General features: G+C 47.7%; 7 protein-coding genes, 9 tRNA genes and 10 rRNA genes. 24 read left to right on the top strand and 2 right to left on the bottom strand.

Features of this window, described 5'->3' with window-relative positions; all coding sequences use genetic code 11:
• Window positions 1-56: 56 nt before the first annotated feature.
• From rrf (Q7674_RS21000) to rrf (Q7674_RS20930), 15 genes are all read left to right on the top strand, one after another.
• Window positions 57-172: ribosomal RNA gene (rrf, locus tag Q7674_RS21000) — 5S ribosomal RNA — on the top strand.
• Window positions 173-552: 380 nt separating this feature from the next.
• Window positions 553-2,102: ribosomal RNA gene (locus Q7674_RS20995) — 16S ribosomal RNA — on the top strand.
• 318 nt (window positions 2,103-2,420) lie between these two features.
• Window positions 2,421-5,307, top strand: a 23S ribosomal RNA gene (locus tag Q7674_RS20990).
• An 85-nt stretch (window positions 5,308-5,392) separates the two neighbouring features.
• A 5S ribosomal RNA gene (gene rrf / locus Q7674_RS20985) occupies window positions 5,393-5,508 on the top strand.
• A 378-nt stretch (window positions 5,509-5,886) separates the two neighbouring features.
• Window positions 5,887-7,437: ribosomal RNA gene (locus Q7674_RS20980) — 16S ribosomal RNA — on the top strand.
• A 99-nt stretch (window positions 7,438-7,536) separates the two neighbouring features.
• Window positions 7,537-7,612: transfer RNA gene (locus Q7674_RS20975), tRNA-Glu, on the top strand.
• Window positions 7,613-7,614: 2 nt separating this feature from the next.
• Window positions 7,615-7,690: transfer RNA gene (locus tag Q7674_RS20970), tRNA-Lys, on the top strand.
• A gap of 68 nt (window positions 7,691-7,758) precedes the next feature.
• A tRNA-Val gene (locus tag Q7674_RS20965) sits at window positions 7,759-7,834 on the top strand.
• A gap of 310 nt (window positions 7,835-8,144) precedes the next feature.
• Window positions 8,145-11,035 (top strand): 23S ribosomal RNA (locus Q7674_RS20960).
• 85 nt (window positions 11,036-11,120) lie between these two features.
• Window positions 11,121-11,236, top strand: a 5S ribosomal RNA gene (gene rrf / locus Q7674_RS20955).
• Window positions 11,237-11,612: 376 nt separating this feature from the next.
• A 16S ribosomal RNA gene (locus Q7674_RS20950) occupies window positions 11,613-13,163 on the top strand.
• 72 nt (window positions 13,164-13,235) lie between these two features.
• Window positions 13,236-13,312: transfer RNA gene (locus Q7674_RS20945), tRNA-Ile, on the top strand.
• A 45-nt stretch (window positions 13,313-13,357) separates the two neighbouring features.
• Window positions 13,358-13,433: transfer RNA gene (locus Q7674_RS20940), tRNA-Ala, on the top strand.
• Window positions 13,434-13,692: 259 nt separating this feature from the next.
• Window positions 13,693-16,582: ribosomal RNA gene (locus Q7674_RS20935) — 23S ribosomal RNA — on the top strand.
• Between the two features lie 85 nt (window positions 16,583-16,667).
• A 5S ribosomal RNA gene (gene rrf, locus Q7674_RS20930) occupies window positions 16,668-16,783 on the top strand.
• The 16S, 23S and 5S rRNA genes sit together here with 5 tRNA genes alongside, the layout of an rRNA operon.
• Before the next feature lie 286 nt (window positions 16,784-17,069).
• Here rrf (Q7674_RS20930) and pssA read toward each other — a convergent pair.
• On the bottom strand, window positions 17,070-18,419 hold the full coding sequence (gene pssA, locus Q7674_RS20925) for a CDP-diacylglycerol--serine O-phosphatidyltransferase (protein WP_023932105.1): 1,350 nt from the start codon (window positions 18,417-18,419) through the stop codon (window positions 17,070-17,072).
• Window positions 18,420-18,534: 115 nt separating this feature from the next.
• Window positions 18,535-18,969 carry a GNAT family N-acetyltransferase gene (locus Q7674_RS20920; protein ID WP_305423265.1) on the bottom strand — a complete coding sequence of 145 codons (435 nt, stop codon included), beginning with the start codon at window positions 18,967-18,969 and terminating at the stop codon, window positions 18,535-18,537.
• An 85-nt stretch (window positions 18,970-19,054) separates the two neighbouring features.
• Here Q7674_RS20920 and murB point away from each other — a divergent pair, with 85 nt between their 5' ends.
• From murB to secE, 9 genes are all read left to right on the top strand, one after another.
• Window positions 19,055-20,095: a UDP-N-acetylmuramate dehydrogenase gene (gene murB / locus Q7674_RS20915; RefSeq protein WP_045066464.1), complete on the top strand. Its 1,041-nt coding sequence runs from the start codon at window positions 19,055-19,057 to the stop codon at window positions 20,093-20,095.
• Window positions 20,092-21,054 (top strand): bifunctional biotin--[acetyl-CoA-carboxylase] ligase/biotin operon repressor BirA, encoded by a 963-nt coding sequence (birA, locus tag Q7674_RS20910; protein WP_045066466.1) that lies wholly within the window; start codon window positions 20,092-20,094, stop codon window positions 21,052-21,054. Before murB ends, birA begins: the two co-directional genes overlap by 4 nt.
• On the top strand, window positions 21,054-21,785 hold the full coding sequence (locus Q7674_RS20905; RefSeq protein WP_045066467.1) for a type III pantothenate kinase: 732 nt from the start codon (window positions 21,054-21,056) through the stop codon (window positions 21,783-21,785). Before birA ends, Q7674_RS20905 begins: the two co-directional genes overlap by 1 nt.
• Before the next feature lie 96 nt (window positions 21,786-21,881).
• Window positions 21,882-21,957: transfer RNA gene (locus tag Q7674_RS20900), tRNA-Thr, on the top strand.
• A gap of 14 nt (window positions 21,958-21,971) precedes the next feature.
• Window positions 21,972-22,056 (top strand) — tRNA-Tyr (locus tag Q7674_RS20895).
• A gap of 38 nt (window positions 22,057-22,094) precedes the next feature.
• Window positions 22,095-22,169 (top strand) — tRNA-Gly (locus Q7674_RS20890).
• A 12-nt stretch (window positions 22,170-22,181) separates the two neighbouring features.
• Window positions 22,182-22,257 (top strand) — tRNA-Thr (locus Q7674_RS20885).
• A 100-nt stretch (window positions 22,258-22,357) separates the two neighbouring features.
• Window positions 22,358-23,542, top strand: a complete 1,185-nt coding sequence (gene tuf, locus Q7674_RS20880; protein WP_107184525.1) for an elongation factor Tu — start codon at window positions 22,358-22,360, stop codon at window positions 23,540-23,542.
• Window positions 23,543-23,783: 241 nt separating this feature from the next.
• Window positions 23,784-24,161 (top strand): preprotein translocase subunit SecE, encoded by a 378-nt coding sequence (secE, locus tag Q7674_RS20875; protein WP_005372715.1) that lies wholly within the window; start codon window positions 23,784-23,786, stop codon window positions 24,159-24,161.
• The last annotated feature ends 6 nt before the right edge of the window (window positions 24,162-24,167 follow it).

Here is a 24,167-nt window from a genome sequence, read left to right as displayed (position 1 = left end):
CAAGAACACTTGAACGTGTGTTTGAGAATCAGCTTTTCAAGATTGTAACGAATTTGCTTGGCGACCATAGCGTTATGGACCCACCTGATCCCATGCCGAACTCAGTAGTGAAACGTAATAGCGCCGATGGTAGTGTGGGGTCTCCCCATGTGAGAGTAGGACATCGCCAGGCTTCAAATTAGAAAGCCCGTTCATCAGAACGGGCTTTTATTCGCTCCCACTGATTGGAATGTGAGCGAGGTCAAAAGAAGGTTTTCACTTTTTAACCAACTGACTAAAAAGATGAGAATTTTGTCTTGACTGAATATCAGATAAGCGTATTATACGCCACCTGACTTGCTGAAGCGTAAGGCGCTAAGGCATTGAAAGTCAACGTTCTTTAACAATTTGACCATGCAATCTGTGTGGGCACTCGTTGAATGATTAGTCAAAAAGATTTATCAATGATACTAGTGACCAATTTGATACTTCGGTATCAGCACAGTCAATTCATTCATCATTTATGATGAATTAACAGTATTCATTGAGTCGGTCGAAAGACCAACAAAACTTTAATTGAAGAGTTTGATCATGGCTCAGATTGAACGCTGGCGGCAGGCCTAACACATGCAAGTCGAGCGGCAGCGACTTAACTGAACCTTCGGGGAACGTTAAGGGCGGCGAGCGGCGGACGGGTGAGTAATGCCTGGGAATATGCCCTGATGTGGGGGATAACTATTGGAAACGATAGCTAATACCGCATAATCTCTTCGGAGCAAAGAGGGGACCTTCGGGCCTCTCGCGTCAGGATTAGCCCAGGTGGGATTAGCTTGTTGGTGAGGTAATGGCTCACCAAGGCAACGATCCCTAGCTGGTCTGAGAGGATGATCAGCCACACTGGAACTGAGACACGGTCCAGACTCCTACGGGAGGCAGCAGTGGGGAATATTGCACAATGGGGGAAACCCTGATGCAGCCATGCCGCGTGTATGAAGAAGGCCTTCGGGTTGTAAAGTACTTTCAGTGGGGAGGAAGGCAGTGTCGTTAATAGCGGCATTGTTTGACGTTACCTACAGAAGAAGCACAGGCTAACTCCGTGCCAGCAGCCGCGGTAATACGGAGGGTGCGAGCGTTAATCGGAATTACTGGGCGTAAAGCGCATGCAGGCGGTCTGTTAAGCAAGATGTGAAAGCCCGGGGCTCAACCTCGGAACAGCATTTTGAACTGGCAGACTAGAGTCTTGTAGAGGGGGGTAGAATTTCAGGTGTAGCGGTGAAATGCGTAGAGATCTGAAGGAATACTGGTGGCGAAGGCGGCCCCTGGACAAAGACTGACGCTCAGATGCGAAAGCGTGGGGAGCAAACAGGATTAGATACCCTGGTAGTCCACGCCGTAAACGATGTCTACTTGGAGGTTGTGGCCTTGAGCCGTGGCTTTCGGAGCTAACGCGTTAAGTAGACCGCCTGGGGAGTACGGTCGCAAGATTAAAACTCAAATGAATTGACGGGGGCCCGCACAAGCGGTGGAGCATGTGGTTTAATTCGATGCAACGCGAAGAACCTTACCTACTCTTGACATCCAGAGAACTTAGCAGAGATGCTTTGGTGCCTTCGGGAACTCTGAGACAGGTGCTGCATGGCTGTCGTCAGCTCGTGTTGTGAAATGTTGGGTTAAGTCCCGCAACGAGCGCAACCCTTATCCTTGTTTGCCAGCACTTCGGGTGGGAACTCCAGGGAGACTGCTGGTGATAAACCGGAGGAAGGTGGGGACGACGTCAAGTCATCATGGCCCTTACGAGTAGGGCTACACACGTGCTACAATGGCGTATACAGAGGGCTGCCAACTCGCGAGAGTGAGCGAATCCCAGAAAGTACGTCGTAGTCCGGATTGGAGTCTGCAACTCGACTCCATGAAGTCGGAATCGCTAGTAATCGTGAATCAGAATGTCACGGTGAATACGTTCCCGGGCCTTGTACACACCGCCCGTCACACCATGGGAGTGGGCTGCACCAGAAGTAGATAGCTTAACCTTCGGGAGGGCGTTTACCACGGTGTGGTTCATGACTGGGGTGAAGTCGTAACAAGGTAGCCCTAGGGGAACCTGGGGCTGGATCACCTCCTTACCTAAAGACTGAACTGTTGAATGCAGTGTCCACACAGATTGCTTGGTGAAATAGTTTTAGAAAAATAGCGAAAGTGCTAATTAATGACATCCGTTACTTGATTAACGCTTTTGCGTTATGCTCTTTAACAATCTGGAAAGCTGACTAGTAAATTCAATCGAATAGATTGATTTACAGTTTTCATCGGATGATGAAAACGAGTTCTCAAAACAATACACATTCAAGTGTCTTGTATCGAGTCCGGCGAAAAACCAACGTCTCCTTATCAGAGACATAAACCTTGGTTGTTTGAACATACGAAACCTCTTGGGGTTGTATGGTTAAGTGACTAAGCGTACACGGTGGATGCCTTGGCAGTCAGAGGCGATGAAGGACGTATTAACTTGCGATAAGCCCAGAGAAGGTAGTAAAAACTAGTGACTCTGGGATTTCCGAATGGGGAAACCCACGTGCATAAGCACGTATCGTGTTGTGAATACATAGCAGCACGAGGCGAACCGGGGAACTGAAACATCTAAGTACCCCGAGGAAGAGAAATCAACCGAGATTCCGGTAGTAGCGGCGAGCGAAACCGGATTAGCCCTTAAGCTAGTTTTGCGTTAGGTGAAAGTTCTGGAAAGTTCTGCGATACAGGGTGATAGCCCCGTAACCGACAACGCATTATCAGTGAAAACGAGTAGGACGGGACACGTGTTATCTTGTCTGAATATGGGGGACCATCCTCCAAGGCTAAATACTCCTGACTGACCGATAGTGAACCAGTACCGTGAGGGAAAGGCGAAAAGAACCCCTGTGAGGGGAGTGAAATAGAACCTGAAACCGTGTACGTACAAGCAGTAGGAGCATACTTGTTATGTGACTGCGTACCTTTGTATAATGGGTCAGCGACTTAATTTTAGTAGCAAGGTTAACCGTTTAGGGGAGCCGTAGGGAAACCGAGTCTTAACTGGGCGAATGAGTTGCTAGGATTAGACCCGAAACCGAGTGATCTAGCCATGGGCAGGTTGAAGGTGAGGTAACACTTACTGGAGGACCGAACCGACTAATGTTGAAAAATTAGCGGATGACTTGTGGCTAGGGGTGAAAGGCCAATCAAACTCGGAGATAGCTGGTTCTCCCCGAAAGCTATTTAGGTAGCGCCTCGGACGAATACTACTGGGGGTAGAGCACTGTTAAGGCTAGGGGGTCATCCCGACTTACCAACCCTTTGCAAACTCCGAATACCAGTAAGTACTATCCGGGAGACACACGGCGGGTGCTAACGTCCGTCGTGAAGAGGAAACAACCCAGACCGCCAGCTAAGGTCCCAAAGTTATAGCTAAGTGGGAAACGATGTGGGAAGGCTCAGACAGCCAGGATGTTGGCTTAGAAGCAGCCATCATTTAAAGAAAGCGTAATAGCTCACTGGTCGAGTCGGCCTGCGCGGAAGATTTAACGGGGCTAAGCTATACACCGAAGCTGCGGCAATGTACTTCGCATATTGGGTAGGGGAGCGTTCTGTAAGCCGTTGAAGGTGTGCTGTAAGGCATGCTGGAGGTATCAGAAGTGCGAATGCTGACATGAGTAACGATAAAGGGAGTGAAAAACTCCCTCGCCGGAAGATTAAGGGTTCCTGTCCAACGTTAATCGGGGCAGGGTAAGTCGACCCCTAAGGCGAGGCCGAAAGGCGTAGTCGATGGGAAACGGGTTAATATTCCCGTACTTCTTATAATTGCGATGGAGGGACGGAGAAGGCTAGGTGAGCCTGGCGACGGTTGTCCAGGTCCAAGTATGTAGGCTGATGGTTTAGGAAAATCCGGACCATCTTAAGGCTGAGATACGATGTCGAGTCACTACGGTGACGAAGTCATTGATGCCATGCTTCCGGGAAAAGCTTCTAAGCTTCAGATTATAAGAAATCGTACCCCAAACCGACACAGGTGATCAGGTAGAGAATACCAAGGCGCTTGAGAGAACTCGGGTGAAGGAACTAGGCAAAATGGTACCGTAACTTCGGGAGAAGGTACGCTCCTAGCGGTGATGAGACTTGCTCTCTAAGCTGCCGGGAGTCGCAGATACCAGGTGGCTGCAACTGTTTATTAAAAACACAGCACTGTGCAAAATCGAAAGATGACGTATACGGTGTGACGCCTGCCCGGTGCCGGAAGGTTAATTGATGGGGTTAGACTTCGGTCGAAGCTCTTGATCGAAGCCCCGGTAAACGGCGGCCGTAACTATAACGGTCCTAAGGTAGCGAAATTCCTTGTCGGGTAAGTTCCGACCTGCACGAATGGCGTAATGATGAGTACGCTGTCTCCACCCGAGACTCAGTGAAATTGAAATCGCAGTGAAGATGCTGCGTCCCCGCGGCTAGACGGAAAGACCCCGTGAACCTTTACTATAGCTTGGCACTGAACATTGACCCTACATGTGTAGGATAGGTGGGAGACTGTGAAATAATCGCGCCAGCGGTTATGGAGTCGTCCTTGAAATACCACCCTTGTATGCTTGATGTTCTAACGTTGGCCCCTTATCGGGGTTACGGACAGTGCCTGGTGGGTAGTTTGACTGGGGCGGTCTCCTCCCAAAGAGTAACGGAGGAGCACGAAGGTGGGCTAATCACGGTCGGACATCGTGAGGTTAGTGCAATGGCATAAGCCCGCTTGACTGCGAGAATGACAATTCGAGCAGGTGCGAAAAGCAGGTCATAGTGATCCGGTGGTTCTGAATGGAAGGGCCATCGCTCAACGGATAAAAGGTACTCCGGGGATAACAGGCTGATACCGCCCAAGAGTTCATATCGACGGCGGTGTTTGGCACCTCGATGTCGGCTCATCACATCCTGGGGCTGAAGTCGGTCCCAAGGGTATGGCTGTTCGCCATTTAAAGTGGTACGCGAGCTGGGTTTAGAACGTCGTGAGACAGTTCGGTCCCTATCTGCCGTGGGCGTTGGATGATTGAGAGGGGCTGCTCCTAGTACGAGAGGACCGGAGTGGACGAACCGCTGGTGTTCGGGTTGTGTCGCCAGACGCATTGCCCGGTAGCTAAGTTCGGAATCGATAACCGCTGAAAGCATCTAAGCGGGAAGCGAGCCTCAAGATGAGTCATCCCTAGACCTTTAAGGTCTCTAAAGGGTTGTTGAAGACTACAACGTTGATAGGTCGGGTGTGTAAGTGCTGTGAGGCATTGAGCTAACCGATACTAATTGCCCGTGAGGCTTAACCATACAACACCCAAGGGGTTTTATACGGACTCCAAGAACACTTGAACGTGTGTTTGAGAATCAGCTTTTCAAGATTGTAACGAATTTGCTTGGCGACCATAGCGTTATGGACCCACCTGATCCCATGCCGAACTCAGTAGTGAAACGTAATAGCGCCGATGGTAGTGTGGGGTCTCCCCATGTGAGAGTAGGACATCGCCAGGCTCAAATTAAGAAAGCCCGTTCATCAGAACGGGCTTTTATTCGCTCCCACTGATTGGAATGTGAGCGAGGTCAAAGAAGGTTTTCATTTTTTAACCAAGTGATTAAAAAGATGAGAATTTTGTCTTGACTGAATATCAGAAGAGCGTATTATACGCCACCTGACTTGCTGAAGCGAAAAACGCTAAGGCATTGAAAGTCAACGTTCTTTAACAATTTGACCATGCAATCTGTGTGGGCACTCGTTGAATGATTAGTCAAAAGATTTATCAATGATACTAGTGACCAATTTGATACTTCGGTATCAGCACAGTCAATTCATTCATCATTTATGATGAATTAACAGTATTCATTGAGTCGGTCGAAAGACCAACAAAACTTTAATTGAAGAGTTTGATCATGGCTCAGATTGAACGCTGGCGGCAGGCCTAACACATGCAAGTCGAGCGGCAGCGACTTAACTGAACCTTCGGGGAACGTTAAGGGCGGCGAGCGGCGGACGGGTGAGTAATGCCTGGGAATATGCCCTGATGTGGGGGATAACTATTGGAAACGATAGCTAATACCGCATAATCTCTTCGGAGCAAAGAGGGGGACCTTCGGGCCTCTCGCGTCAGGATTAGCCCAGGTGGGATTAGCTTGTTGGTGAGGTAATGGCTCACCAAGGCAACGATCCCTAGCTGGTCTGAGAGGATGATCAGCCACACTGGAACTGAGACACGGTCCAGACTCCTACGGGAGGCAGCAGTGGGGAATATTGCACAATGGGGGAAACCCTGATGCAGCCATGCCGCGTGTATGAAGAAGGCCTTCGGGTTGTAAAGTACTTTCAGTAGGGAGGAAGGCAGTGTCGTTAATAGCGGCATTGTTTGACGTTACCTACAGAAGAAGCATCAGCTAACTCCGTGCCAGCAGCCGCGGTAATACGGAGGGTGCGAGCGTTAATCGGAATTACTGGGCGTAAAGCGCATGCAGGCGGTCTGTTAAGCAAGATGTGAAAGCCCGGGGCTCAACCTCGGAACAGCATTTTGAACTGGCAGACTAGAGTCTTGTAGAGGGGGGTAGAATTTCAGGTGTAGCGGTGAAATGCGTAGAGATCTGAAGGAATACCGGTGGCGAAGGCGGCCCCTGGACAAAGACTGACGCTCAGATGCGAAAGCGTGGGGAGCAAACAGGATTAGATACCCTGGTAGTCCACGCCGTAAACGATGTCTACTTGGAGGTTGTGGCCTTGAGCCGTGGCTTTCGGAGCTAACGCGTTAAGTAGACCGCCTGGGGAGTACGGTCGCAAGATTAAAACTCAAATGAATTGACGGGGGCCCGCACAAGCGGTGGAGCATGTGGTTTAATTCGATGCAACGCGAAGAACCTTACCTACTCTTGACATCCAGAGAACTTAGCAGAGATGCTTTGGTGCCTTCGGGAACTCTGAGACAGGTGCTGCATGGCTGTCGTCAGCTCGTGTTGTGAAATGTTGGGTTAAGTCCCGCAACGAGCGCAACCCTTATCCTTGTTTGCCAGCACTTCGGGTGGGAACTCCAGGGAGACTGCCGGTGATAAACCGGAGGAAGGTGGGGACGACGTCAAGTCATCATGGCCCTTACGAGTAGGGCTACACACGTGCTACAATGGCGTATACAGAGGGCTGCCAACTCGCGAGAGTGAGCGAATCCCAGAAAGTACGTCGTAGTCCGGATTGGAGTCTGCAACTCGACTCCATGAAGTCGGAATCGCTAGTAATCGTGGATCAGAATGCCACGGTGAATACGTTCCCGGGCCTTGTACACACCGCCCGTCACACCATGGGAGTGGGCTGCACCAGAAGTAGATAGCTTAACCTTCGGGAGGGCGTTTACCACGGTGTGGTTCATGACTGGGGTGAAGTCGTAACAAGGTAGCCCTAGGGGAACCTGGGGCTGGATCACCTCCTTACCTAAAGACTGACTGTTGAATGCAGTGTCCACACAGATTGCTTGGTTAAAATGTAAGAGAGCCACTTAATGTTGCCCAACAACATTAAGTATGAACATTGTCCCGTTCGTCTAGAGGCCTAGGACACCGCCCTTTCACGGCGGTAACAGGGGTTCGACTCCCCTACGGGACGCCAATGGGTCGTTAGCTCAGTTGGTAGAGCAGTTGACTTTTAATCAATTGGTCGCAGGTTCGAATCCTGCACGACCCACCATTTCCTTTCCACGAAGGAAAGCTAGTTTGATTTTACTTTTTAAAGTGAAAACAAATAGTAACTATAGTGGGCGATTAGCTCAGTTGGGAGAGCACCTCCCTTACAAGGAGGGGGTCACTGGTTCGAGCCCGGTATCGCCCACCACTCTCTAAAAGTTTTCTGCACGGATTTCGCAGATTTAATGAAGAATTTCTTTGTTAAGTCCGCATTCTTGTCGCCGAAAATCGTTAGAAAGTGGTTCGAAAGAAACACAATGCTCTTTAACAATCTGGAAAGCTGACTAGTAAATTCAATCAATAGATTGATTTATAGTTTTCATCGAAAGATGAAAACGAGTTCTCAAAACAATACACATTCAAGTGTCTTGTATCGAGTCCGGCGAAAAACCAACGTCTCCTTATCAGAGACTTAAACCTTGGTTGTTTGAACATACTGAAACCTCTTGGGGTTGTATGGTTAAGTGACTAAGCGTACACGGTGGATGCCTTGGCAGTCAGAGGCGATGAAGGACGTATTAACTTGCGATAAGCCCAGAGAAGGTAGTAAAAACCGGTGACTCTGGGATTTCCGAATGGGGAAACCCACGTGCATAAGCACGTATCGTGTTGTGAATACATAGCAGCACGAGGCGAACCGGGGGAACTGAAACATCTAAGTACCCCGAGGAAGAGAAATCAACCGAGATTCCGGTAGTAGCGGCGAGCGAAACCGGATTAGCCCTTAAGCTAGTTTTGCGTTAGGTGAAAGTTCTGGAAAGTTCTGCGATACAGGGTGATAGCCCCGTAACCGACAACGTATTATCAGTGAAAACGAGTAGGACGGGACACGTGTTATCTTGTCTAAATATGGGGGGACCATCCTCCAAGGCTAAATACTCCTGACTGACCGATAGTGAACCAGTACCGTGAGGGAAAGGCGAAAAGAACCCCTGTGAGGGGAGTGAAATAGAACCTGAAACCGTGTACGTACAAGCAGTAGGAGCCCACTTGTTGGGTGACTGCGTACCTTTTGTATAATGGGTCAGCGACTTAATTTTAGTAGCAAGGTTAACCGTTTAGGGGAGCCGTAGGGAAACCGAGTCTTAACTGGGCGAATGAGTTGCTAGGATTAGACCCGAAACCGAGTGATCTAGCCATGGGCAGGTTGAAGGTGAGGTAACACTTACTGGAGGACCGAACCGACTAATGTTGAAAAATTAGCGGATGACTTGTGGCTAGGGGTGAAAGGCCAATCAAACTCGGAGATAGCTGGTTCTCCCCGAAAGCTATTTAGGTAGCGCCTCGGACGAATACTACTGGGGGTAGAGCACTGTTAAGGCTAGGGGGTCATCCCGACTTACCAACCCTTTGCAAACTCCGAATACCAGTAAGTACTATCCGGGAGACACACGGCGGGTGCTAACGTCCGTCGTGAAGAGGGAAACAACCCAGACCGCCAGCTAAGGTCCCAAAGTTATAGCTAAGTGGGAAACGATGTGGGAAGGCTCAGACAGCCAGGATGTTGGCTTAGAAGCAGCCATCATTTAAAGAAAGCGTAATAGCTCACTGGTCGAGTCGGCCTGCGCGGAAGATTTAACGGGGCTAAGCTATACACCGAAGCTGCGGCAATGTGCTTTTGCATATTGGGTAGGGGAGCGTTCTGTAAGCCGTTGAAGGTGAGTTGTAAAGCTTGCTGGAGGTATCAGAAGTGCGAATGCTGACATGAGTAACGATAAAGGGAGTGAAAAACTCCCTCGCCGGAAGATCAAGGGTTCCTGTCCAACGTTAATCGGGGCAGGGTAAGTCGACCCCTAAGGCGAGGCCGAAAGGCGTAGTCGATGGGAAACGGGTTAATATTCCCGTACTTCTTATAATTGCGATGGAGGGACGGAGAAGGCTAGGTGAGCCTGGCGACGGTTGTCCAGGTCCAAGTATGTAGGCTGATGGTTTAGGCAAATCCGGACCATCTTAAGGCTGAGATACGATGTCGAGTCACTACGGTGATGAAGTCATTGATGCCATGCTTCCGGGAAAAGCTTCTAAGCTTCAGATTATAAGAAATCGTACCCCAAACCGACACAGGTGATCAGGTAGAGAATACCAAGGCGCTTGAGAGAACTCGGGTGAAGGAACTAGGCAAAATGGTACCGTAACTTCGGGAGAAGGTACGCTCCTAGCGGTGATGAGACTTGCTCTCTAAGCTGCCGGGAGTCGCAGATACCAGGTGGCTGCAACTGTTTATTAAAAACACAGCACTGTGCAAAATCGAAAGATGACGTATACGGTGTGACGCCTGCCCGGTGCCGGAAGGTTAATTGATGGGGTTAGACTTCGGTCGAAGCTCTTGATCGAAGCCCCGGTAAACGGCGGCCGTAACTATAACGGTCCTAAGGTAGCGAAATTCCTTGTCGGGTAAGTTCCGACCTGCACGAATGGCGTAATGATGAGTACGCTGTCTCCACCCGAGACTCAGTGAAATTGAAATCGCAGTGAAGATGCTGCGTCCCCGCGGCTAGACGGAAAGACCCCGTGAACCTTTACTATAGCTTGGCACTGAACATTGACCCTACATGTGTAGGATAGGTGGGAGACTGTGAAATAATCGCGCTAGCGGTTATGGAGTCGTCCTTGAAATACCACCCTTGTATGCTTGATGTTCTAACGTGGGCCCCTTATCGGGGTTACGGACAGTGCCTGGTGGGTAGTTTGACTGGGGCGGTCTCCTCCCAAAGAGTAACGGAGGAGCACGAAGGTGGGCTAATCACGGTCGGACATCGTGAGGTTAGTGCAATGGCATAAGCCCGCTTGACTGCGAGAATGACAATTCGAGCAGGTGCGAAAGCAGGTCATAGTGATCCGGTGGTTCTGAATGGAAGGGCCATCGCTCAACGGATAAAAGGTACTCCGGGGATAACAGGCTGATACCGCCCAAGAGTTCATATCGACGGCGGTGTTTGGCACCTCGATGTCGGCTCATCACATCCTGGGGCTGAAGTCGGTCCCAAGGGTATGGCTGTTCGCCATTTAAAGTGGTACGCGAGCTGGGTTTAGAACGTCGTGAGACAGTTCGGTCCCTATCTGCCGTGGGCGTTGGATGATTGAGAGGGGCTGCTCCTAGTACGAGAGGACCGGAGTGGACGAACCGCTGGTGTTCGGGTTGTGTCGCCAGACGCATTGCCCGGTAGCTAAGTTCGGAATCGATAACCGCTGAAAGCATCTAAGCGGGAAGCGAGCCTCAAGATGAGTCATCCCTAGACCTTTAAGGTCTCTAAAGGGTTGTTGAAGACTACAACGTTGATAGGTCGGGTGTGTAAGTGCTGTGAGGCATTGAGCTAACCGATACTAATTGCCCGTGAGGCTTAACCATACAACACCCAAGGGGTTTTATACGGACTCCAAGAACACTTGAACGTGTGTTTGAGAATCAGCTTTTCAAGATTGTAATGAATTTGCTTGGTGACCATAGCATTATGGACCCACCTGATCCCATGCCGAACTCAGTAGTGAAACGTAATAGCGCCGATGGTAGTGTGGGGCCTCCCCATGTGAGAGTAGGACATCGCCAGGCTTCAATTAGAAAGCCCGTTCATCAGAACGGGCTTTTATTCGCTCCCACTGATTGGAATGTGAGCGAGGTCAAAGAAGGTTTTCACTTTTAACCAACTGATTAAAAAGATGAGAATTTTGTCTTGACTGAATATCAGATAAGCGTATTATACGCCACCTGACTTGCTGAAGCGCAAAGCGCTAAAGCATTGAAAGTCAACGTTCTTTAACAATTTGACCATGCAATCTGTGTGGGCACTCGTTGAATGATTAGTCAAAAGATTTATCAATGATACTAGTGACCAATTTGATACTTCGGTATCAGCACAGTCAATTCATTCATCATTTATGATGAATTAACAGTATTCATTGAGTCGGTCGAAAGACCAACAAAACTTTAATTGAAGAGTTTGATCATGGCTCAGATTGAACGCTGGCGGCAGGCCTAACACATGCAAGTCGAGCGGCAGCGACATGATAGAAGCTTCGGTGGAAATCATGGGCGGCGAGCGGCGGACGGGTGAGTAATGCCTGGGAATATGCCCTGATGTGGGGGATAACTATTGGAAACGATAGCTAATACCGCATAATCTCTTCGGAGCAAAGAGGGGGACCTTCGGGCCTCTCGCGTCAGGATTAGCCCAGGTGGGATTAGCTTGTTGGTGAGGTAATGGCTCACCAAGGCAACGATCCCTAGCTGGTCTGAGAGGATGATCAGCCACACTGGAACTGAGACACGGTCCAGACTCCTACGGGAGGCAGCAGTGGGGAATATTGCACAATGGGGGAAACCCTGATGCAGCCATGCCGCGTGTATGAAGAAGGCCTTCGGGTTGTAAAGTACTTTCAGTAGGGAGGAAGGCAGTGTCGTTAATAGCGGCATTGTTTGACGTTACCTACAGAAGAAGCACTAGCTAACTCCGTGCCAGCAGCCGCGGTAATACGGAGGGTGCGAGCGTTAATCGGAATTACTGGGCGTAAAGCGCATGCAGGCGGTCTGTTAAGCAAGATGTGAAAGCCCGGGGCTCAACCTCGGAACAGCATTTTGAACTGGCAGACTAGAGTCTTGTAGAGGGGGGTAGAATTTCAGGTGTAGCGGTGAAATGCGTAGAGATCTGAAGGAATACCGGTGGCGAAGGCGGCCCCTGGACAAAGACTGACGCTCAGATGCGAAAGCGTGGGGAGCAAACAGGATTAGATACCCTGGTAGTCCACGCCGTAAACGATGTCTACTTGGAGGTTGTGGCCTTGAGCCGTGGCTTTCGGAGCTAACGCGTTAAGTAGACCGCCTGGGGAGTACGGTCGCAAGATTAAAACTCAAATGAATTGACGGGGGCCCGCACAAGCGGTGGAGCATGTGGTTTAATTCGATGCAACGCGAAGAACCTTACCTACTCTTGACATCCAGAGAACTTTCCAGAGATGGATTGGTGCCTTCGGGAACTCTGAGACAGGTGCTGCATGGCTGTCGTCAGCTCGTGTTGTGAAATGTTGGGTTAAGTCCCGCAACGAGCGCAACCCTTATCCTTGTTTGCCAGCACTTCGGGTGGGAACTCCAGGGAGACTGCTGGTGATAAACCGGAGGAAGGTGGGGACGACGTCAAGTCATCATGGCCCTTACGAGTAGGGCTACACACGTGCTACAATGGCGTATACAGAGGGCTGCCAACTCGCGAGAGTGAGCGAATCCCAGAAAGTACGTCGTAGTCCGGATTGGAGTCTGCAACTCGACTCCATGAAGTCGGAATCGCTAGTAATCGTGGATCAGAATGTCACGGTGAATACGTTCCCGGGCCTTGTACACACCGCCCGTCACACCATGGGAGTGGGCTGCACCAGAAGTAGATAGCTTAACCTTCGGGAGGGCGTTTACCACGGTGTGGTTCATGACTGGGGTGAAGTCGTAACAAGGTAGCCCTAGGGGAACCTGGGGCTGGATCACCTCCTTACCTAAAGACTTACTGTTGAATGCAGTGTCCACACAGATTGCTTGGTTAATAGTAAAGAACGCAAAAAGACTTGGGTCTGTAGCTCAGGTGGTTAGAGCGCACCCCTGATAAGGGTGAGGTCGGTGGTTCAAGTCCACTCAGACCCACCACTTTCTCTCAGATGAAAGTGGCGGTTTTAAGTCTTTTATATCGTTGGGGTTATAGCTCAGCTGGGAGAGCGCCTGCCTTGCACGCAGGAGGTCTGCGGTTCGATCCCGCATAGCTCCACCACTCTTTAAACGCATTCTCTTGAGTGTTTTTAAAAAGTGGTTATCTAACGATAAACACAATGCTCTTTAACAATCTGGAAAGCTGACTAGTAAATTCAATCGAATAGATTGATTTATAGTTTTCATCGAAAGATGAAAACGAGTTCTCAAAACAATACACATTCAAGTGTCTTGTATCGAGTCCGGCGAAAAACCAACGTCTCCTTATCAGAGACATAAACCTTGGTTGTTTGAACATACGAAACCTCTTGGGGTTGTATGGTTAAGTGACTAAGCGTACACGGTGGATGCCTTGGCAGTCAGAGGCGATGAAGGACGTATTAACTTGCGATAAGCCCAGAGAAGGTAGTAAAAACCTGTGACTCTGGGATTTCCGAATGGGGAAACCCACGTGCATAAGCACGTATCGTGTTGTGAATACATAGCAGCACGAGGCGAACCGGGGGAACTGAAACATCTAAGTACCCCGAGGAAGAGAAATCAACCGAGATTCCGGTAGTAGCGGCGAGCGAAACCGGATTAGCCCTTAAGCTAGTTTGATGTTAGGTGAAGGTTCTGGAAAGTGCCGCGATACAGGGTGATAGCCCCGTAACCGACAACATCTTATCAGTGAAAACGAGTAGGACGGGACACGTGTTATCTTGTCTGAATATGGGGGGACCATCCTCCAAGGCTAAATACTCCTGACTGACCGATAGTGAACCAGTACCGTGAGGGAAAGGCGAAAAGAACCCCTGTGAGGGGAGTGAAATAGAACCTGAAACCGTGTACGTACAAGCAGTAGGAGCCCACTTGTTGGGTGACTGCGTACCTTTGTATAATGGGTCAGCGACTTAATTTTAGTAGCAAGGTTAACCGTTTAGGGGAGCCGTAGGGAAACCGAGTCTTAACTGGGCGTCATAGTTGCTAGGATTAGACCCGAAACCGAGTGATCTAGCCATGGGCAGGTTGAAGGTGAGGTAACACTTACTGGAGGACCGAACCGACTAATGTTGAAAAATTAGCGGATGACTTGTGGCTAGGGGTGAAAGGCCAATCAAACTCGGAGATAGCTGGTTCTCCCCGAAAGCTATTTAGGTAGCGCCTCGGACGAATACTACTGGGGGTAGAGCACTGTTAAGGCTAGGGGGTCATCCCGACTTACCAACCCTTTGCAAACTCCGAATACCAGTAAGTACTATCCGGGAGACACACGGCGGGTGCTAACGTCCGTCGTGAAGAGGGAAACAACCCAGACCGCCAGCTAAGGTCCCAAAGTTATAGCTAAGTGGGAAACGATGTGGGAAGGCTCAGACAGCCAGGATGTTGGCTTAGAAGCAGCCATCATTTAAAGAAAGCGTAATAGCTCACTGGTCGAGTCGGCCTGCGCGGAAGATTTAACGGGGCTAAGCTATACACCGAAGCTGCGGCAATGTGCTTTTGCATATTGGGTAGGGGAGCGTTCTGTAAGCCGTTGAAGGTGAGTTGTAAAGCTTGCTGGAGGTATCAGAAGTGCGAATGCTGACATGAGTAACGATAAAGGGAGTGAAAAACTCCCTCGCCGGAAGATCAAGGGTTCCTGTCCAACGTTAATCGGGGCAGGGTAAGTCGACCCCTAAGGCGAGGCCGAAAGGCGTAGTCGATGGGAAACGGGTTAATATTCCCGTACTTCTTATAATTGCGATGGAGGGACGGAGAAGGCTAGGTGAGCCTGGCGACGGTTGTCCAGGTCCAAGTATGTAGGCTGATGGTTTAGGCAAATCCGGACCATCTTAAGGCTGAGATACGATGTCGAGTCACTACGGTGATGAAGTCATTGATGCCATGCTTCCGGGAAAAGCTTCTAAGCTTCAGATTATAAGAAATCGTACCCCAAACCGACACAGGTGATCAGGTAGAGAATACCAAGGCGCTTGAGAGAACTCGGGTGAAGGAACTAGGCAAAATGGTACCGTAACTTCGGGAGAAGGTACGCTCCTAGCGGTGATGAGACTTGCTCTCTAAGCTGCCGGGAGTCGCAGATACCAGGTGGCTGCAACTGTTTATTAAAAACACAGCACTGTGCAAAATCGAAAGATGACGTATACGGTGTGACGCCTGCCCGGTGCCGGAAGGTTAATTGATGGGGTTAGACTTCGGTCGAAGCTCTTGATCGAAGCCCCGGTAAACGGCGGCCGTAACTATAACGGTCCTAAGGTAGCGAAATTCCTTGTCGGGTAAGTTCCGACCTGCACGAATGGCGTAATGATGAGTACGCTGTCTCCACCCGAGACTCAGTGAAATTGAAATCGCAGTGAAGATGCTGCGTCCCCGCGGCTAGACGGAAAGACCCCGTGAACCTTTACTATAGCTTGGCACTGAACATTGACCCTACATGTGTAGGATAGGTGGGAGACTGTGAAATAATCGCGCTAGCGGTTATGGAGTCGTCCTTGAAATACCACCCTTGTATGCTTGATGTTCTAACGTGGGCCCCTTATCGGGGTTACGGACAGTGCCTGGTGGGTAGTTTGACTGGGGCGGTCTCCTCCCAAAGAGTAACGGAGGAGCACGAAGGTGGGCTAATCACGGTCGGACATCGTGAGGTTAGTGCAATGGCATAAGCCCGCTTGACTGCGAGAATGACAATTCGAGCAGGTGCGAAAGCAGGTCATAGTGATCCGGTGGTTCTGAATGGAAGGGCCATCGCTCAACGGATAAAAGGTACTCCGGGGATAACAGGCTGATACCGCCCAAGAGTTCATATCGACGGCGGTGTTTGGCACCTCGATGTCGGCTCATCACATCCTGGGGCTGAAGTCGGTCCCAAGGGTATGGCTGTTCGCCATTTAAAGTGGTACGCGAGCTGGGTTTAGAACGTCGTGAGACAGTTCGGTCCCTATCTGCCGTGGGCGTTGGATGATTGAGAGGGGCTGCTCCTAGTACGAGAGGACCGGAGTGGACGAACCGCTGGTGTTCGGGTTGTGTCGCCAGACGCATTGCCCGGTAGCTAAGTTCGGAATCGATAACCGCTGAAAGCATCTAAGCGGGAAGCGAGCCTCAAGATGAGTCATCCCTAGACCTTTAAGGTCTCTAAAGGGTTGTTGAAGACTACAACGTTGATAGGTCGGGTGTGTAAGTGCTGTGAGGCATTGAGCTAACCGATACTAATTGCCCGTGAGGCTTAATCATACAACACCCAAGGGGTTTTATACGGACTCCAAGAACACTTGAACGTGTGTTTGAGAATCAGCTTTTCAAGATTGTAATGAATTTGCTTGGCGACCATAGCGTTATGGACCCACCTGATCCCATGCCGAACTCAGTAGTGAAACGTAATAGCGCCGATGGTAGTGTGGGGTCTCCCCATGTGAGAGTAGGACATCGCCAGGCTTCAAATTAGAAAGGCCCGCTCTTATGAGCGGGCCTTTTTTCGTTTCTCTCTTTCTAAAATCGTTTGCTGCGGCAAACTAGACCTACAGACCTACAGACCTACAGACCTACAGACCTACAGACCTACAGACCTACAGACCTACAGACCTACAGACCTACAGACCTACAGACCTACAGACCTACAGACCTACAGACCTACAGACCTACAGTAGACGTAATATAAATATATAGATAAGAGATTCATCACTGTAATAGGGTTTACCACAGTGATGATAGATGAAGAGCTCTAAAGGATTTGGTTGAGTATGTGGTCGGCTTTTACGCGACGAATACGTGTGATCAGTTTCTTTACTTGTACTGGATAACTATCTACTTTTTCGATTTGTTTATAACTACCGATAAGCTGTGTATGTTCCAAGATACAATCCAATTCTTTTTGCTTTTGCTCTGCAAGTAGTTGGTGCTTATCGTGAATAAGAATCGCGTTTTCTAGATCTAACTTCCAAGCACGTGGATTTAGGTTATTACCTGTTACCAGCATGTACTTTCGATCAACCCAAATACCTTTTAGGTGGAAGCTATTATTGTCATGTTTCCACAAGTAGATAGCTAATTGGCGATGAGCGATAGCTGCTTCATTGTGCTTAGCAAAGTTGCGAAGGTTCACTTCATAAAGGTAAGGTAATCCAGCAATCGTTTTAAACGGCTCTGATGGTGGAATGTAGAAATCATTAGCTGTTTTATCACCAACAACGATCGTCACTTTCACTCCACGTTTTAAAGCGCGTTTTACTTCACGGCTTACGCTTCGTGGAAAGTTGAAGTAAGGCGTACAAATCGTCAATTCTGATTGTGCACTTGCAATAAGAGTACAGATATCTTGGTTTAGTTTGTTCTTTCGCTTACCTAGACCAATTAACGGCGTTAAACCTACTTCATCACTCGCAATTTCATCGGTTTCGAAGTGATAAGTGGCTTGTTGAAGTTCTGAGCGCAGATCGCGAATGGCTGTACGCAATGATTTTGTATCGGGACGATCTGCTTGTGCTAAACAATTTACAGCTTCACTTGAAACAAGTGTATCTGTAATGAATTGCGCCATACTATCGGCTAGCTTTTCATTCTGAATAACATGGTAGCGGTCGTAACGGTATCGATCATGCTGTGCGAGGTAAACGTCATTTAAGCTTGCACCGCTATATATGACTTTATCGTCGATAACGAAGCCTTTAAGGTGTAGTACACCAAAAACTTCACGATTTCTAACAGGCACGCCTAATACGTCGATTTTATGTGTGTACTTTTCCGCATATTCGCGATAGAGCGCTGCGTTACCATCAGATTGTGCAGCACCGATTAATCCACGCTGAGCACGATGCCAATCAACTAGCACTTTTATATCAAGTTCTGGATTATGTTGCTTCGCTTCGTATAGAGCGGTAAGCACGCCTCTTCCTGCTTCGTCATCTTGTAGGTAAAGCGCAACCAAATAAATACGTTTTTTTGCGGATTTTATTTCTTGGTATAGACGCTCTCTAAATGAATTAGCATCAAAAAGAGTTTCTAAATTCTCGGGCTTGTGCGCAATACATGGCAACTGCTCAATGCGCTGCCTGTTAGCAATAGCTGAATCCATTATCGCCTCGTTTTCACGATCTATAAGTAGATGAATTTTTATTAAGAAATGAATTATACCAGAAAAACAGTAAAGTCAGTCTATCTACCTCTGAGATATGTTTTTCCAAACCTTATCAATGAGAGTCTTCAATAAACAACATAGGAATAAGATGCTTACCACTGTTAGCATAGCGAAAAAAGCGCTGCTTAATATTATTAGGTAGTGCTTCTGCTTCAATGGTTACGAAACCTGACTTTTGGTATAGCTTCTCTAGTTCTTGAAATGCAAAACAATAACAAGTTTTCTGCATGATTTGACTGTGGCTTGCTTTGATTAGTTCATTAGCAATGCCTTTTAATCGATATTCTGGGATAACGAGCATACTGGTCAGCAGTTGTACATCATCAATGCTTTTAAATCTGACACTTGCAACGATACTATTGTTAGACTCCGCGACCCAGATAGACTCATCGCGTTTAGCTTTTCCTGCTGGGTAAAAGTCTTTATAGATCCTATTTACAACAGGGAGACGAATGGGATCGAGTTGACGATAAATGATTTCATTCATGGGAAAACACTGCGTTGTTAGATGTGATCAGGTAAAATAGGTCGAATTCGTAGTAAGAAGTATAAAGATTTGGTTGTGGATTAACATGAAAGTTTTACATGAAAGTGGGTTAGCGCCTTATCACACCTTTGGGATTGATGTATCAGCAAAGTACATTATTGAAGCATCAAGTGTTGAAGATTTTCTTGCTATTTGGCGAGACGAAACATATCAGGAAGTACCCAAGTTAGTTGTTGGTCAAGGAAGTAACTTACTTTTTTGTGAAGACTACCAAGGCGTTATTGTATTGAACCGTATTAAAGGTATTGATGTGGTTGATAACGCTGAATACGTTGATTTACATGTCGGTGGCGGCGAAGACTGGCACGGATTAGTCTCTTGGGCCGTTGATAATGGTTTTAATGGCCTTGAAAATTTAGCCCTTATTCCTGGCTGCGTAGGTTCATCTCCTATTCAAAACATTGGCGCGTATGGCGTTGAGATAAAAGATGTCTGCCATTATGTTGATGTACTAAATGTTCAAACGGGTGAATCAAAGCGCTTGATGGCTGACGAGTGCAATTTTGGCTATCGTGATTCGATTTTCAAACGAGAGCTAAAAGACGATCATATTATTACCGCTGTTGGTTTTCGATTAACGAAAGCTTGGTCACCACAAATCAGTTACGGTCCGTTAGCAAAGTTTTCTCTTGATACTGTTACAGCAAAAGAGATTTTTGATGAGGTGTGTGCTGTCCGCCGAGAAAAATTACCAGATCCTAAAGTAACAGGTAATGCGGGCAGTTTTTTTAAAAACCCAATTATCTCTTTAGCGGAAAGAACACGTTTACTGGCTGATTACCCTTCAATGCCTAATTACCCTGTTGATGGTGAACATTGTAAGTTAGCCGCAGGCTGGTTGATTGATCAATGCGGTTTGAAAGGGCACCAGATTGGTGGTGCAAAAGTTCACCCACAGCAAGCATTAGTATTAACCAATGCAGGCGACGCAACTGCCAATGATGTACTTCATTTAGCACAGTATGTTGTTGATACTGTAAAGGCTAAGTTCGGTGTTTCTCTTGAGCATGAAGTACGCTTTATAGCACATAATGCTGAAACGAACCTGACAGAGATGCTGCAATGAAAGAGCACGCGACACGTTTAGCATTGATCCAATTGCTTGCTGATGGTTCATTTCACTCTGGTGAGAAGCTTGGCCAAGCACTTGGAATATCTAGAGCCGCGATCGCAAAACAGATCAAAGTTATTCAAGGATGGGGACTAGATATCTTTCGGGTACAAGGCAAAGGGTATTGTCTTGCCTCTCCCATTGAATTACTCAATAAAGAAAGCATTCTTACTAAAAGTGATTGTGCGCATCTTGAGTTGATCCCAGTTATTGATTCTACCAACCAATACTTACTTGATAGAGTTGGTCAGTTACCTAGCGGTAGTGTCTGCTTAGCGGAGTATCAAGAAGCTGGGCGCGGTCGTCGTGGTAGACAGTGGTTATCTCCGTTTGGCAGTAATCTTTATTTGTCTATTTACTGGCGATTAGATGCAGGTATGGCTGCAGCGATGGGGTTGAGTTTGGTCGTTGGTGTCGCAATCGCTGAAACACTTCAACAACTCGGTGCGCCTGATGTTCGAGTAAAATGGCCTAACGATATTTATTATAAAGATCAAAAGCTCGCAGGTATTTTAGTTGAAATGACAGGGCAGGCTGGTGATGCTGCTCATTTGGTGATTGGTATGGGTCTTAATGTCAGTATGCCTATTAAAGAGCAGGCTGAAATAACTCAAGCTTGGACCAATCTGGCACAGGCTTGCGATAATCTCCCTTCTCGAAATCAATTAGCAGCACAATTGATTGCTCATTTAACACAAACATTGATTGATTATGAACAGCAGGGCTTAACGGGTTTTGTTGAGCGTTGGAATAAAATCGATAACTTTTTAAATCGTCCTGTGAAATTATTAATTGGCGAGCGAACCATAGAAGGGATTGCTCGTGGAATTGATGTTCAAGGGGCATTGTTATTAGAAACTGATGAGGGTGTGACACCTTATATCGGTGGTGAAATCAGCCTTAGAGGTTGTTAATGCAATTATTAATTGAAGCGGGCAACACGTATGTCAAAGTTGCTCTACTAACAAAAGACGAACAAATCGAACAAATTGGTAAGTACCCAAGCCAAAAGCTGGAGCTTGTACTTCAACCGCTAATTGAAGGGGATATTGAGCGAATTGTGTTTGCAAGCGTTGGACCTGTAGAGGTCGATAACACCATTCAGCGCATAGCACAATTGGCAAATATTCCAGTCATTCAAGTTAAAACAGCGCGTGAAGATTTTGGTGTTACAAACGCCTATAAAGAGTATCAATATCTTGGTATCGATCGTTGGTTAACGCTTGTGGCTATTCATCAACATTTTAAACAACCTACGGTGATTGTTGATATTGGTACTGCACTCACATTTGATGTCATGAGCGAGACTGGGCAGCACCTTGGTGGTTGGATAGTACCTGGTTATCAATTAATGATGAAATCAGTATTAGAAAATACTACTAAAGTCTTCTCTGATCGTGATCATAGTGAGTCATTAGTCTTTGCCGATAACACGGCTGATGGTTTGAAAAATGGTTGCCGTGCTGCACTAGTGGGCTTAATTGAATTTGGTCTAAAACAAGCAGAACAAGAGCTCGGTGAATCGCCAGCAGTGATCTTGTGTGGAGGGGGAGTACGCCACTTACCTAAAGCCTGGTGTAACGATTTTTATCATCGCTCTGAATTGGTGCTTGAAGGTCTTGCTTTGTATGCGAAGCAACGATAATGCCCATTTTTACGACAATTAGAAAAAAAACAGTAAAAAAAACGAATTAGGGTATTGCAACAAAAATAATCATTATCTAGAATGCGCACCACTAACGCCGACTTAGCTCAGTAGGTAGAGCAACTGACTTGTAATCAGTAGGTCACCAGTTCGACTCCGGTAGTCGGCACCAGTTTTAAGAATTTCGGTGGGGTTCCCGAGTGGCTAAAGGGAGCAGATTGTAAATCTGCCGGCACTGCCTTCGAAGGTTCGAATCCTTCCCCCACCACCATTTTCAAATGTTTGAATAGCTCTACGAGAAACAAGATTGCGGGCATCGTATAATGGCTATTACCTCAGCCTTCCAAGCTGATGATGCGGGTTCGATTCCCGCTGCCCGCTCCACATTTCTTGTGTGCTGATATAGCTCAGTCGGTAGAGCGCACCCTTGGTAAGGGTGAGGTCGGCAGTTCAAATCTGCCTATCAGCACCACTCTCAAGTCCTAATTCATCCATTTGTTATATACTCAACAAACCCATGTTTGGTTGTGTGGTCGTAATGCCACTTAATACCGTGCCCAGAGGGACTATCCATGTCTAAAGAAAAATTCGAACGCGTAAAACCGCACGTTAACGTTGGTACTATCGGCCACGTTGACCACGGTAAAACTACTCTAACTGCTGCTATCTGTACTACACTTGCTAAAGTGTACGGTGGTGCTGCTCGTGACTTCGCATCTATCGATAACGCTCCAGAAGAGCGTGAGCGCGGTATCACAATCTCTACTTCTCACGTAGAGTACGATACTCCAACTCGTCACTACGCACACGTTGACTGTCCTGGACACGCCGATTACGTTAAAAACATGATCACTGGTGCTGCTCAAATGGACGGTGGTATCCTAGTTGTTGCTGCAACTGACGGTCCAATGCCACAAACTCGTGAGCACATCCTACTTGGTCGCCAGGTTGGTATTCCTTACATCATCGTGTTCATGAACAAGTGTGACATGGTTGATGACGAAGAACTACTAGAGCTAGTAGAAATGGAAGTTCGTGAACTTCTATCTGAGTACGAATTCCCAGGTGATGACTGTCCAGTAATCCAAGGTTCTGCACTTGGCGCTCTAAACGGCGAAGAGCAGTGGGAAGCGAAAATCGTTGAACTAGCTGAAGCTCTAGATTCTTACATCCCAGAGCCAGAGCGTGCGATCGATCGTCCGTTCATCCTTCCAATCGAAGACGTATTCTCAATCCAAGGCCGTGGTACAGTTGTAACTGGTCGTGTTGAGCAAGGTATCATCACTGTAGGTGACGAAGTAGAAATCGTAGGTATCAAAGAAACTACTAAGACTACTTGTACTGGTGTTGAGATGTTCCGTAAGCTTCTTGACGAAGGCCGTGCTGGTGAGAACGTTGGTGTTCTTCTACGTGGTACTAAGCGTGACGAAGTTGAGCGTGGTCAAGTTCTAGCTAAGCCTGGTTCAATCACTCCACACACAACTTTCACTTCAGAAATCTACGTTCTGTCTAAAGATGAAGGTGGTCGTCACACTCCATTCTTCAAAGGTTACCGTCCACAGTTCTACTTCCGTACAACTGACGTAACTGGTACTATCGAGCTACCAGAAGGCGTAGAAATGGTAATGCCTGGTGATAACATCTCTATGACTGTTACTCTAATCGCTCCTATCGCGATGGACGAAGGTCTACGTTTTGCTATCCGTGAAGGTGGCCGTACAGTTGGTGCTGGTGTTGTTGCAACTATCCTTGCATAAGTTGCTGCAAAGCCGTCGAATTTAATTTGACGACAGTACACAAAAAAGGGCATCATTTGATGCCCTTTTTCTACACTTTAATATAAAAACGTGTGTTTTTTGTTCAAGTGTCAGAAATGAAATTTCGTGGGATGAAGTTTTTTGCTAATGTTATTAAAGGGTTATTCCTTTTCCTTCATCTAAGACCTCGCAATAGCGGGGTTATTTTCGTCTAAATAAAGACTAGTTACAGGTTGGTTGTATGAATGCGAATGCCGAAAACCAAGAAAGCGAAAGCAAAATGGATGGCCTGAAATGGGTCGTAGTTTTTGCTTTGCTAGCTGCTGCTGTGGTTGGTAATTACCTGTACAGTGATGTTTCTGTTGTGCTGCGTACATCTGCAGTAATTGCTCTTGTAGCTGTTGCTGGGATCACTGCTGCATTTACAGCAAAAGGTAAAGCCGCGATTCGTTTTGCAAGTGAGTCGCGCATGGAAGTCCGCAAAGTGGTATGGCCTACTCGTCAGGAAGCTACGCAGACAACCTTTATCGTTCTAGCAGTCACTGTAGTGATGGCGTTAGCCCTTTGGGGTATCGACGGCATTATGGTCCGTTTAGTGCGCCTAGTTACCGGCGTGTGAGGTAAG

This window comes from Photobacterium leiognathi, from assembly GCF_030685535.1.
Classification (GTDB): Bacteria; Pseudomonadota; Gammaproteobacteria; order Enterobacterales; family Vibrionaceae; genus Photobacterium; species Photobacterium leiognathi.
This window is presented reverse-complemented; position numbering and strand designations above follow the sequence as displayed.